Below are 12014 nucleotides of genomic sequence, written 5' to 3'. Positions count from 1 at the left end.
GTAACGGCTCCCACCCGGCCGGGGTGGGAGCCGTTACCGGGATCACTGCGCCGCGGCCGGTCCGAGGTAGGTACCGCCGGAGACGTCGATGGTCTGGCCGGTCACCCAGCGCCCCTGCGGACCCGCCAGGAAGCCCACCACGTCCGCGATGTCCTCAGGCTCGCCGAGCCGTCCGAGCGCGGTCATCGACTCGATCCCGGCCACCGCCTCGGGGACCGTGGTGAAGCCGGCCACCATGTCGGTGCGCACCACACCGGGCTCGACCGTGTTCACGGTGATCCCGCGCCGGCCCAACTCATGGGCGAGCGAGGGGCCCAGGGCCGCCAGCGCCGCCTTGGTGGCGGTGTAGCCGATCTGGACGGGGGCGGCGATCCGGGTGGCCGCCGAGCCCATGTTGACGATCCGCCCGCCGTCCCGCAGCAGCGGCAGCGCCCGCTGGACCACGAAGAGCGGCGTGCTGAGGTTGACCGCCAGCAGCCGCTCGAACTCCTCCTCGGTGAGCTCCCCGATCGAACTGACCGAGTGGATACCGGCGTTGTTGACCAGGATGTCCAGACCGTCCGCACCGTGCTCCGCCAGCCCGGCGGTCAGCCCCGCGAACAACCGGTCCACCGCGCCGCTCTCGCCGAACCGGGCCGCCACCGCGAACGCCCGGCCGCCCGCCCGCCTCGGCGATCCGCGCCACGGTCTGCGCGGCGGCCGCCTCGTTGCCGCCGTGGTGGACCGCGACCAGCGCCCCCTCGGCGGCGAGCCGCACCGCGACCGCGCGCCCGATCCCGCGCGAGGCGCCCGTCACCAGCGCCGTCCTGCCGTCCAGTTCCCCCACGATCGACTCTCCCCTCGCCCTGGTGCCCCGGTCGGATCCGGGCACGGTTCAGCGTAACCGGCCTCCGCAAGACCGCCGTTGCGGGCGGTGTCGGCTCGGCTCGAACGCCTACGCGCCTTCGGGACCGGTCAGTTCGGCGATCCGGGAGCTGAGCAGGCGGACGGTCGGGTGCTCCACCAGCGCGGTGACCGGCAGGACGACGCCGAAGGTGGCCGCGAGGCGGGCCGCGAGTTGCACGGCGGTCGCCGAACGGCCGCCCAGGTCGAAGAAGTTGTCGTCCGCGCCGAGGGCGTCCAGGGCGAGGCCGGCGGCCAGCGCGTCGGCGACCGCGCGCTGCACGCCCGCGGCCGGCTCGACGTAGGGCGTGGCCAGCGCGGGACGGGGGCGGCGGGCCGCCGCACCGCCGGCGGCCCGGTCCGTGGCGGCCGCGGGCGCCGCCTCGGGCGCCGGCCGCGCGTCGAACGGGCCGGTGGCGACGAGCAGGTGGCCGAGCGGGCCGGCGGCGAGGAGCCCGTCGACCAGCTCACCCAGCTCCGCCGGGGCGAGGGTGCCGGCGTGGGTCCGGTCGACGGTGGTCCAGCGCCGGGTCACCGCGGCGTACGCCGCCAGCGCGGCGGCGGCCGGCTCCTCGGGCGGGCAGAGCGCGAGCCGCCGGGGGGCGTGGGCGCCGAGCGCGCGGTGCAGCGCGTGGAAGGCGCGCACGGCGGGGGCGTCGTCGGCGGGGGCGTCGTCGGCGGTCGTGCGCACGTCCGCGGTGTGCACCACGACGTCGAGCGAGCCGAAGGCGTCAATCGCCGCGGCGACCACCGCGCGCAGCCGGGCCTCGTCGTCGGGAGCGGCGCTCAGCACGAGGACGGTGGCGCCGCACCGCTCCAGCTCGCGGACCGCCTCGGGGTCGGCGCGCCGGTCCGCGCGCGCGGTGAGCACGAGGTTGCAACCGTAGGCGCCCGCCAGGTGACGGGCGATCAGCAGTCCCTCGCCGTCGAGCCCGTCGGTGACCAGCACGGTGCCGTCGGCCGGCAGGGCGGGCGCCGCCGGGTCGGGGGCGGGTAGCGGGTGCGGCTCGTGGCCGCGCAGCCACGCGCCGGCACCGCGCACCGCGAGCGGACCCTCGTGCGGGGCCACCGCGCCGGCCAGCACCTGGTCGAGGGTCGCGTCGAGGTCGGCGTCGAGGTCAGCGTCCAGGCCGGCGCCGGCGCCGATGCCCGTGCCGGCGTCGAGGTCGAGGTGCCGGCAGTCCCGGTGCCGGGGGTCGAGGGCGAGGGACGGGGCCAGGGCCCCGAGCGCCGCGTGCTCGGGGTGCGTGAGGTCCGGGCCCAGCACACCGACCGCCCCGGCGGTGAGCAGCACCAGTTCGACGGGCGGGAGTTCGGCCGCCTCGACCGCCTCGGCCAGCGCCCGGGCCAGCGCCGCCGCCGAGCGCCGCCCGAGGTCCCGCACGCCGCCGGTGTCGGCGGGGGCGGCCAGGCTGAAGCCGTGCACGACGGTGCGCGGCACGGTGATCAGTGAGCGCAGCAGTTCGGCCAGGTCGTCGGGCGCGGCCGGGCGGACGGCGAAGTCGCCGAGCTCGTCGATCGCGAAGCGCGGCCCCGGGCGCACCACGGCGACCTCCGCCCCGGCGTGGGTGAGCCGCTCGGCCAGGGCCTCGGCGCGCTCGTCGGCGGCGAGGACCAGCCACGGTCCGGCCGGCCGCAGCCGCTCGTCGAGGCCTGGCAGGGGCAGCACCCGGCGGCGCCAGCGGGGCAGCACGGTCCGCTCGACGGGCGGCGCGCCCGCTGCGGGCGCCACCGCGTCGATCCAGTACCGGCGCCGCTGGAACGGGTAGCCGGGCAGCTCGACCCGGCGGCCGCGGCCCCGGTGCAGCGCGGGCCAGTCGATCACGGCCCCGGCCTGCCACAGGCGGGCGATCGTGGCCAGCAGCCAGTCGGCCGCCGACGACGACGCACCGTCCGGGGTGACGACCACCTCCACCGCACCCGTCGCCCCGGGCTCGGCCGGTCGCACCCCGATCCGGGCCAGGCCGGCCGCCAGCGCCGCGAGCGCGCCGGCCCGGTCGCCCTGCTCACTCCGGGGGCCGCTCGCCGGCTCCTCCCCCGGGGCGAGCGGGGCTGCCGGGGGTGCTGGGGCTGCCGGGGCGAGCAACCGCGCGACCGCCCGGTGCAGTTCGGCCCACCAGTGCTCCGGCGCCGCCTCGTCCGCGACCAGCCGGACCAGCGGATCGCGCCGCCGGGTCTCGCCCTCGATCCACCGCCGCGGGTCCGCCAGCGCCGCGAGGGCGTCGGCGTGGTCGCGGCAGACCACCGCGCGGCGCAGCGCGAACCGCCCGCGGGAGACCTGGAGGGTGTGGGCGACGTCGGCCAGGTCCTCGTCCGGGTGCCGCGCGAGGTGTTCGCGCAGCCGCCGGGCCAGCGCCGCCAGCGCGGTCGCGTCGCCCGCGGAGAAGGCCAGCAGGTGCGGCCCCGGCCGGGCCGGGCCGGCCGGGCGCGGGGGCGCCTCCTGGAGCACGACGTGCGCGTTGGTGCCGCCCACGCCGAAGGAGCTGACGCCGGCCCGCCGCGGTTCGGGGCCGGCCGGCCAGGGGCGGTCCTCGGTGAGCACGGTGAAGGTGCCGCCGGCGGCGGCCAGCGCCGGGTTGGGCGTCCGGAAGCCGGGCAGGCCCGGCAGCGTGCGGTGGCGCAGGTTCAGCGCGGCGCGCAGCAGTCCGGTGACACCGGCGGCCCGGTCCAGGTGGCCGATGCTGGGCTTGACCGAGCCCAGCACGCAGGGGGTCTCCCGCGCACCGCCGAACGCCCTTGCCAGCGCGGCCAGTTCGATCGAGTCGCCGAGCGGGGTGCCGACGGCGTGGCACTCGACGTAGCCGACGGACTCCGGCTCGACGCCGGCGACGGCCAGCGCCGTGCCGATCACCTCGGACTGCCCCGTGACGCCCGGCGCCCCGTAACCGGCGCGCTCGCGGCCGTCGTTGTTCACGGCGGAGCCGAGGATCACCGCGTGGACGGTATCGCCGTCGGCCAGCGCCTCGGAGAGCCGCTTGAGCGCCACCAGGGCGACGCCCGATCCCATGACGGTGCCGTTGGCGGCGGCGTCCAGGCTGCGCACCCGTCCGTCGGGCGAGAGGATGCCGCCCTCCTCGTAGCGGTAGCCGGCGGGCTGCGGCAGGGGCAGCGAGGCACCGCCGGCCAGGGCCAGGTCGCACTCGTAGGTCAGCAGGCTCTGGCAGGCCAGGTGCACGGCGACCAGGGAGGTCGAGCAGAAGGTCTGGACGGTCAGGCTGGGGCCCCGCAGGCCGAGCTTGTAGGAGACCAGCGAGGTCAGCGAGTCCCGTTCGATGCCGGCGGCCAGCAGCGCCTTCCCGCCCGGCTCGGCGCCCAGCCCCGGGACGTGGTCGATCAGGTAGTCGGGGAAGCCGGACCCGGCGAACAGCCCGACCGGGGCGCCGGGGTCGGTCGGGCAGTAGCCGGCCCGCTCCAGGGCCTCCCAGGAGCACTCCAGCAGCAGCCGGTGGTGCGGCTCCAGCGTTTCGGCCTCGCGCGCGCCGAAGCCGAAGACGGCCGCGTCGAAGAGGTCGAGGCCGGCCACCGGCCCACCGACCCGGACGTATCCGGGCTCGGCCGCCGACGCCGGGTCGATCCCGGCGGCGAGCAACTCGGCGCCGGTGATCTCCCGCAGGCCGCCGGTGCCCTCGCGCAGGTTGCGCCACAGCTCGTCGACGTCGGCGGCGCCCGGGAAGCGGCCCGACATGCCGATGATGGCCACGGACGAGTCGTCAGCTGGTTCCGTCACGGTTGCTCCTCGGTCCTGTCTGTCCTGTCCTGTCCGGCCTGCCCTGTCCCGGCCTGCCCTGTCCCGGCCTGCCCTGTCCCGGCCTGCCCTGCCGGTCCTGCCTGCCCTGCCGGTCCTGCCGGTCCTGCCGGTCCTGCCGGTCCTGCCGGTCCAGGCTCGCGGGCCGGCTCAGGTCCGCGGGCCCGGCTCAGACCAGCCGGCTGCGGCCCCAGCCCCGGGCGAGGCGGTAGCTGGCCAGCGCACCGGCGGCCAGGGCGATCCCGAGGCAGACCAGCGCGGGGCGCAGGGTGTCCGCCGTGCGGCCCTCGACCGCCGCGCGGATCATCGTCAGGCCCCAGTAGCCGGGCGAGAACGGCGCGGCGTCCTTCGCCCAGCCGGGCATCAGGCTCACCGGCAGCAGGGCGCCGCCGAGCGCGCTGATGGTGATGGAGCCGACGTCGGAGGCCATCATCAGGTCGCCCCGGCTGCGCACCAGCGTCGCCAGGGCCGAGCCCATCGTCATCAGGGTGAAGCCCCAGACCGCCATGGCCAGCCCCAGCAGCCCGATCGACCTGGGCGAGGGCATGCCGACCACCAGGCAGCCGTAGCCCACCAGCACGGCCTGCTGGAACATCAGCACCGCGAACACCGGCAGCGCCTTGCCGACCAGCAGCTCGGCCCTGGTCGCCCGGCTCGCGCGCAACCGGTCCCAGGTGCGCCACTCGCGCTCCACGAAGATCGCGTTGCCGACGATGGCCATGGCGAAGACCGAGAACATCACCAGCTGCCCGGTGACCGTCTGGACCACGCCGCCGCCCACCGTGTCGGTGTAGAGCGCCTTGGTGTACAGCGGCTTGAAGAGCACCATGAAGATCATCGGCGTCACCAGGTAACTGATCAGCTGGGCCGGATCGCGCAGCCGCAGGATCACGTTGTACTTGATCAGCGCGCCGGTGCGGTAGAGGGAGTCACTGGACATCGGCGGCCGCCAGGGAGCGATAGAGGTCGTCAAGGGTCGGGGGGTGCAGCTCGACCGACTCGACCGGTCGCCGCACGGTGCCGAGCAGCTCCAGCAGCGTCGAGGTGACGTCGGTGGTGGAGACCTTTAGGTCGCCGTCCGCCGAGCTCACCCGCACCTCACCGGGGAGCCGTTCGAGCAGCTCGGCGCTGCTGCCCCGCGCGATGATCCGGCCGGCGGCGGCGACCGCGATGGTGGCCCGCAGCTCGGTCAGTTCGTTGAGGTAGTGGGTCGTGTAGACCACCGCGGCGCCCTCGCCCGCCCGCTGCTTCACCACGTCGAGCAGCGCCTGCCGGGTCTGCGGGTCGGCGCCCGCGGTCGGCTCGTCGAGCAGCAGCAGCGCCGGCCGGTGGATCAGGGCGGTCGCCGCCTGGGCCCGCCGCTGCTGGCCGCCGGAGAGCAGGCCGGCCGGCCGGTCCAGGAACTCGGTCATCCGCAGGGCGACGGCGAGGTCCTCGATCTCGCCGCGCAGCGCGGCGCCGCGCAGTCCGGCGAGTCTGCCGTAGAGGCGCAGGTGCTCGCGGACGGTGACGGAGCGGTAGAGGGCGATGTGCTGGGGCGAGATGCCGATCCGGTCGCGGGCCCGCACCGGCGTGCGGCCGTCGATGAGGATGACCCCGCTGTCCGGCTGGAGCAGCCCGGAGACCATCTCGACGAAGGTCGTCTTGCCGGCGCCGTTGTGGCCGACCAGGCCGACGATCTCCCCGGCGGCGGCTTCGAGGCTGAACCCGGCCAGCGCCTGGACGTCGTCGTACCGCTTGGTGAGGTCGATCGCTTGCAGCAAGGTCACTCCTTGGTCGGGCCGGGATCGGGGCGGCCGCCCGGGGCCCCGCGGGGCCCTCGGCCACCCTGGCACGGTGCCCCGGCGGGGGACACCGCCCGGCGGCGGCACGAACGGCCGCCCTTCGCTACCCGGCGGCGGGCGGGCCGTGAGCGCGGGTCGGTCAGTCCGGCAGGCTGCCGTGCTCCTGGCCGCCGCGCCGCTCCAGGGCCCGGCGCAGCTCGACCCGGTCGAACTTGCCGTTCACCGACCGGGGCAGGCGCGCCAGCACCTCGACGCGCGCGGGCAGCATGTAGGCGGGCAGCTGCTCGGCCAGTGCCCGGGCGAGCGGGACCGTGGACGGGTCGGGGGCGAGCAGCGTCACGACGAGTTCGACCCGCTGCCCCAGCACCTCGTCCGTGACGCCCACCGCCACCGCCTCCCCCACCAGGCCGGTGGCGTAGGCCGCTTCCTCGATCTCGGTCGGGCTGACCCGGTACCCGGAGGTCTTGATCATGTCGTCGTGGCGGCCGACGAAGTAGAGGAAGCCGTCCTGGTCGCGGTAGACCGTGTCGCCGGACCAGACCGCCGGCTCGGGCGGCGTCGCACCGCTCGCCCCGGGCACCGGGCGGAAGCGCTCCGCGGTGCGCTCGGGGTCGCGCCAGTAGCCGAGCGCCACCAGGGCGCCCCGGTGCACCAGTTCGCCGTGCTCCCCCGGGCCGCAGGGCGTGCCGTCCGGGCGGACCACCAGGAGCTCGGCGTTCGGGACGGCCTTGCCGATCGAGTCCGGTCGGCGGTCGGCCTCGGCGGGGTCGAGGTAGCTGGAGCGGAACGCCTCGGTGAGCCCGTACATCAGGTACGGCTCGGCCTTCGGGAAGAGCTGCCGGAGCCTGGCCAGGGTGGCCCGCGGCATCCGGCCACCGGTGTTGGCGAAGTAGCGCAGGTGCGCGGTGGCCTCCTCGGGCCAGTCCTGCGCCGCGAGTTGCAGCCACAGCGGGGGCACGCAGGTGAGGGCGGTGACCCGGTGCCGGGCGCAGAGCCGGACGATCTCCTTGGCCAGCAGGTAGTTGGCCAGCACCACATGGGCGCCGGCGATCAGCGCGGTGGTGAGCTGGCTGAACCCGGCGTCGAAGCTGAGCGGCAGTACGGCCAGCACCACGTCGTCCGGTCCGTGGCCGAGGTAGCCGGCCACGCTCGCGGCGCCGGCCAGCAGGTTGCGGTGCGAGAGCACCACGCCCTTGGGGCCGCCGGTGCTGCCGGAGGTGTACATGATGGCCGCGACGTCCTGGTCGATGACCGCCGAGCCGTCCGGGACCGGGAGCGGCTCGGCCGCCACCAGCTCGGCCCAGGTCCGCGGCACCACCCGCCCGCCGTCCCGCCTGCCGTCCCGCGCTCGCGCTCCCGGCGCGGTGGCGCCGATGAGCACGGCGTGCTCGACCGAGCTGTCCGGGGCCAGCGCCTGGCGCACGGCCTCCCACCGCTCGGTCGTGGTGATCACCACCCGCGGCGCGCAGTCCTGGACGACATGGGCGAGTTGGAGGGTCCGGAACAGCGGGTTCACCGGGACCAGCACCGCGCCGGCCGCGGCGATCGCCAGCAGGGCGACCACCGTCTCGATCCGCTTCTCCGCGTGGACGACCACCCGGTCACCGCGCCGCACGCCCAGCGCGTGCAGCCCGGCGGCGACCCGGGCCACCCGGTCGGACAGCTCCGCGTAGCTCAGCGTCTCGGACCTGAAGGTCACCGCCGGCCGGTCGGGGGCGCCGCGACCGAGCAGCTGGTCCAGCCGGACCGGCGGCACGGGCCGGGGGCCGAGCGCCTCACGCATCGGCGAACCGCTCGGCGGCGACGAGCCCACCGACCGCCGCCCAGAGCGAGCCGACCGTCTCGAAGGTCTCCTCGGTGATCAGCTCGTCGGGCAGTTCGAGACCGAACCGCTCCTCCAGGTCGGTCAGCAACTGCACCACGCCCATCGAGTTGAGGCCGAGCGCGGCGAGGTCGTCCGTGGCGGCGAACCCGTCGTCCTCCGCGTACGGGAGGTGGGCCAGCAGGGTCTTGCGGAAGGCGGCCGGTAGGTCCGTCGTCATGGTGGTCTCCGTAGGCTGAGGCTTCGTCACCGCACCGTGTGCGGACCGGAGTTCCGGTCCGCACCGCACGGAGTCCATCACGCCGCGCGCTCGGCCCGCCCTCGAACCGCTATCGCGCGCACTCGCGCCCGAGGCCCGTTCGAGGGTCGTTCGAGGTCCGCGTGATAGCGGCGTGATAGCGGGCCGCGTCGGACCGGCCGGGCGGTGGCGAGCGGTGGCCCGGTGGCGGCTGAGTGGTGGCTCGGCGGTGGCCCGGCGGTGGCCCGGCGAGAGCCGCTTGATGGGCCCCTCTGGCACCGTCAACCGCACTGAGGCACATCAGGAGTTCAGCCCTCGGGAGGCTCAATGTCCACGGTCCAGGTCTCACCGACCGGTCCGCAGCTCGTCGTGAACGATCAGACCCCCTACGCCCGACTGGTCCCCGGCCCGGGTGCCGGCGACCGGGAGACCGAGGTGTACCGCTTCGCCGTGCGCCACGGCGAGATCGCCTCCTTCGAGGTTGCCGCGGCCCACCTGGGCCTGCCGGTGACCCAGGTCTTCGGCGCGATCACCCGGCTCGTCGAACTGCGCCTGCTGCGCACGGCCGGCGACCGCCTGGTCCCGGTGGCGCCCGAGGCCGCGGCGGCCTCGCTCGTCTCCCCCATCGAACGCGCGATGTACGAGCGGCGGGAGCTCGCCGACCGGCTGCGCGACCGCATCGACGCCATCACCCGGCCGGAGACCGGGACGGCGGAGCCGGTCGGCGGCATCGACGGCTTCGAGGGGGTCGCCGAGATCCGCGGCCTGTTCAAACTGGCCAGCGAGACCTGCCGCAAGGAGCTGCTGATCCTGCGGCCCAGCCACCACGACGAGGAGCTGCTCGACAGTCTGCTCGACCCCTGCTACGCGGCACTGGACCTCGGGGTGAGCGTCAAGGTGGCCTGCCCGCACCGCAGCCGGGCCGGGTTCGCCTCCCGGGCCAAGGCCAGACGGCTGATCGAGCACGGCGCGGAGATCCGCACCCTCAGCTACCTCCCGCAGGCGGCCGTGGTCTTCGACCAGTCGCTCACCGTGATGGTGAACCTGCCCGGCCCCGACGAGGAGCCGACCGCGCGCCGGATCCGCGACCGCGGCGTGGTCCAGTACCTGGTCAACCTCTTCAACCAACTCTGGGAGGGCGCGGCGCCGTTCACCACCGAGCCCGGCTACGCCGACACCACCGACAGCCTGCACCAGTCCATCGCCCGGCTGATGGCCGAGGGGCTGACCGACGACGTGGTGGCCCGGCGCCTGGGCATGTCGGTGCGCACCTGCCGCCGGCACATCGCGGTGCTGCTGCGCGACCTGGACTCGGTCAGCCGCTTCCAGGCCGGCGTGCACGCGGCCAGCCGGTTCACCATCAGCAGCCGGCCCGGCGCCTGAACCCCGGCTCCGCCCCTGTGTCGCCGAGGCCGCTCCCGCTGATCGATGCGGGGGCGGCCTCGGCGGCACAGGTCTTCCGGACGGGTCAGGTTTTCCGGACGGGTCAGGTCTTCCGGACGGGTCAGATCTCCCGGAGGAGTCCGGTCTTCGGGACGGCACAGGTCTCCCGGAGGGGTCAGCCGACGGCCCCGGCGGTGCCCTCGGCCAGCCGCAGCGCCGCTGTGTCCACCGCCCGCAGCAGCACCCAGCCCTCGCGCAGGGGGCCGCGGGCCTGGAGCAGGATCAGCTCGCCGTCGGCGATCCGGCCGGCGGCCAGCGCGTCGTGGCAGGCCAGCCAGCCGTCGCACGGCCCGCTCCCGCCGAACCGGTGCGCGGCCCGCTCGGCCGCCGCCCCCGGCGGGCCCTCCCCGCACTCCAGCACCCGCAGCGGCCCCTCGCCCGGCCGCACCCGCAGCGCGACCGCGGTGAACCGGGCCCCGCCCGCGCGCGCGTCGGCGACCAGCGGTTCGTCGCAGATCAGCACGGTGGCGCCGGTCTCCTCGGGCACCGCCCAGTCCAGCAGGTCGAAGACGGCGGTCCCGCCCAGCTCCTCCAGTTGCGTGATGCCGACGTCCTCCCCGGCCCAGCCGACCTGGTGGACCAGCCCGGCCAGCGCCGCCACCATCGAGTCGCGCGGCACCCCGCGGACCAGGAAGAGCGGCTGCTCGCCGGGCGGCGGGCCGAGCGCGGTCAACGCCAGCTCGCTGACGTCCGGTTCACCCGCGACGTCCTCGGTGTCGTCGGTGGTCACCACCATCCGGTACGCCATCGGGATGCCGCGCGACTCCTGCTCGAACCGGGAGGCCGGCATCGCCACGGCGGCGGGGTCGGTCACCGGCAGGTAGTCGGTGCGGTGCAGGACCGCGACGGCCAGGGCGTCGGCGCTGAGGTCAAGCATCGGCGTCCCCCTGCCGGTAGCCGCGCTCCACGTGCAGCCGCTGGATGTTGCCGGTCCCGTCCATGAACTCGAAGGCGCCCACGTCCCGCGTCCACTTCTCCAGCAGCGGATGCTCCAACAGGCCCGCCGGACCCATCGCGCCCGACGCCCACCGGGCCGTCTCCACCGCCATCCCGGTCGCGCCCAGCTTCGCCGCGCTCGACAGGTAGCCGCGCCGCGGATCGCGGTCCATCCGCACCGCCGCCCGGTAGACCAGCTCCCGGGCCGCCTCGGCGCGGGCCAGCGCGAGCTGCGTGCCGGGCGCGCCCTTGCGGTGCTCGGCGACGTACTCGGCCATCGCCAGCGCGGTGCCCACCGCGGCGGCGGCGACGTGCAGCCGCACCTGGTTGAAGGTCTTCAGCGCGCCCCAGAGCCCCCGCTGGGTGGTCGGCAGGTGCCCGCCCAGCAGCATGTCCCCCGCCACCGGCACCCCGTCGAACGCCAACTCGCTCAGGCAGGCGCCGCGCAGACCGATCGTCTCCAACCGCCGGGCCGACCAGCCCGGGGAGGGCAGCTCGACCAGCGCCGCCCGGATCGACAGCGCCGAGGGGCCGGTGCGCCCGAACACCACGCCGACGCCGCCCCGGGCACCGTTGCCGACGAACCGCTTGGCGCCGAAGAGCAGCCAGCCGCCCGCCCCGTCCGGCTCGAAGCGCGTCTCCATCGCGGCCGCGTCGCTGCCGTGCGCCGGCTCGGTCATGGCGAAGAACGGCCAGGTCCGGCCACCGTGCAACCGGGTGTAGAACCGCTCCTGCTGGGCCGGGTCACCCAGCAGGCGGACCATCACCCCGGCCAACCCAGGGCCCGGACAGGCCAGCGCGGTGGCCGCGTCGCCCCGGGAGATCTCGATGAAGGCCACCACGGTCTGCAGGCAGCTCCCGCCCGCCTCCGGCGCCGCGCCGGCGGCGCTCGGCTCGCGGTACCCCACCGGGGTCTCGGCCCGCCGCATCGTCGCGAAGGCCGGGGAGTCGAAGTGCTCCTCCATCGCGTCCGGGTCCGCGTCGATCGACAGCGCGCGGGCGCGCAGCTCCGCCCCCTCCTCGCGGGCGGAATCGCGCACGGCGCGCAGGTGCTGGTCGAGCTCGATCATGCCGGGACTTCCTCTCCGTCTGCCCTGCCGGTGCTGCCTGCCGTGCCGGTCCTGCCTGCCGTGCCTGCCCTGCCTGCCCTGCCTGCCGTGCCTG

Annotated in this window: 8 protein-coding genes and 1 pseudogene; 1 reads left to right on the top strand and 8 read right to left on the bottom strand. The window is 75.9% G+C overall.

What is annotated here, in order from left to right; translation table 11 throughout:
• Positions 1-42: 42 nt before the first annotated feature.
• From OG455_RS34035 to OG455_RS34010, 6 genes and pseudogenes are all read right to left on the bottom strand, one after another.
• Positions 43-826 (bottom strand): annotated as a pseudogene (locus tag OG455_RS34035) (SDR family oxidoreductase).
• Between the two features lie 108 nt (positions 827-934).
• Positions 935-4609: an SDR family NAD(P)-dependent oxidoreductase gene (locus OG455_RS34030; protein WP_266300140.1), complete on the bottom strand. Its 3675-nt coding sequence runs from the start codon at positions 4607-4609 to the stop codon at positions 935-937.
• 187 nt (positions 4610-4796) lie between these two features.
• Positions 4797-5567 (bottom strand): ABC transporter permease, encoded by a 771-nt coding sequence (locus tag OG455_RS34025; RefSeq protein WP_266300139.1) that lies wholly within the window; start codon positions 5565-5567, stop codon positions 4797-4799.
• Positions 5557-6390 carry an ABC transporter ATP-binding protein gene (locus tag OG455_RS34020; protein ID WP_266300138.1) on the bottom strand — a complete coding sequence of 278 codons (834 nt, stop codon included), beginning with the start codon at positions 6388-6390 and terminating at the stop codon, positions 5557-5559. Before OG455_RS34020 ends, OG455_RS34025 begins: the two co-directional genes overlap by 11 nt.
• Before the next feature lie 160 nt (positions 6391-6550).
• Positions 6551-8194 carry an acyl-CoA ligase (AMP-forming), exosortase A system-associated gene (locus OG455_RS34015; protein ID WP_266300137.1) on the bottom strand — a complete coding sequence of 548 codons (1644 nt, stop codon included), beginning with the start codon at positions 8192-8194 and terminating at the stop codon, positions 6551-6553.
• Positions 8187-8453 carry a phosphopantetheine-binding protein gene (locus OG455_RS34010; protein WP_266300136.1) on the bottom strand — a complete coding sequence of 89 codons (267 nt, stop codon included), beginning with the start codon at positions 8451-8453 and terminating at the stop codon, positions 8187-8189. The genes OG455_RS34015 and OG455_RS34010 overlap by 8 nt, the downstream gene beginning before the upstream one ends.
• A gap of 345 nt (positions 8454-8798) precedes the next feature.
• Here OG455_RS34010 and OG455_RS34005 point away from each other — a divergent pair, with 345 nt between their 5' ends.
• Positions 8799-9854: a hypothetical protein gene (locus OG455_RS34005; protein ID WP_266300135.1), complete on the top strand. Its 1056-nt coding sequence runs from the start codon at positions 8799-8801 to the stop codon at positions 9852-9854.
• 175 nt (positions 9855-10029) lie between these two features.
• On the opposite strand, the gene OG455_RS34000 is transcribed toward OG455_RS34005, so the two are convergent.
• Together OG455_RS34000 and OG455_RS33995 are read right to left on the bottom strand one after the other, a co-directional pair.
• Entirely contained in the window at positions 10030-10791 is a 762-nt protein-coding gene (locus OG455_RS34000) for a hypothetical protein (RefSeq protein WP_266300134.1), read from the bottom strand.
• Positions 10784-11920: an acyl-CoA dehydrogenase family protein gene (locus OG455_RS33995; RefSeq protein ID WP_266300133.1), complete on the bottom strand. Its 1137-nt coding sequence runs from the start codon at positions 11918-11920 to the stop codon at positions 10784-10786. The genes OG455_RS34000 and OG455_RS33995 overlap by 8 nt, the downstream gene beginning before the upstream one ends.
• Positions 11921-12014: the final 94 nt, after the last annotated feature.

Origin of the sequence: Kitasatospora sp. NBC_01287 (assembly GCF_026340565.1) — a bacterium.
Taxonomy (GTDB): domain Bacteria; phylum Actinomycetota; class Actinomycetes; order Streptomycetales; family Streptomycetaceae; genus Kitasatospora.
The sequence above is the reverse complement of the archived record's forward strand: the minus strand, read 5'-3'. Positions and strand labels throughout refer to the sequence as shown.

Bases quoted from the DNA above. Each gene is read 5' to 3' on its own strand.
- OG455_RS34005 (WP_266300135.1), top strand. From the start codon at position 8,799: ATGTCCACGGTCCAGGTCTCACCGACCGGTCCGCAGCTCGTCGTGAAC.
- OG455_RS33995 (WP_266300133.1), bottom strand. From the start codon at position 11,920: ATGATCGAGCTCGACCAGCACCTGCGCGCCGTGCGCGATTCCGCCCGC.
- OG455_RS34010 (WP_266300136.1), bottom strand. From the start codon at position 8,453: ATGACGACGGACCTACCGGCCGCCTTCCGCAAGACCCTGCTGGCCCAC.
- OG455_RS34000 (WP_266300134.1), bottom strand. From the start codon at position 10,791: ATGCTTGACCTCAGCGCCGACGCCCTGGCCGTCGCGGTCCTGCACCGC.
- OG455_RS34025 (WP_266300139.1), bottom strand. From the start codon at position 5,567: ATGTCCAGTGACTCCCTCTACCGCACCGGCGCGCTGATCAAGTACAAC.
- OG455_RS34015 (WP_266300137.1), bottom strand. From the start codon at position 8,194: ATGCGTGAGGCGCTCGGCCCCCGGCCCGTGCCGCCGGTCCGGCTGGAC.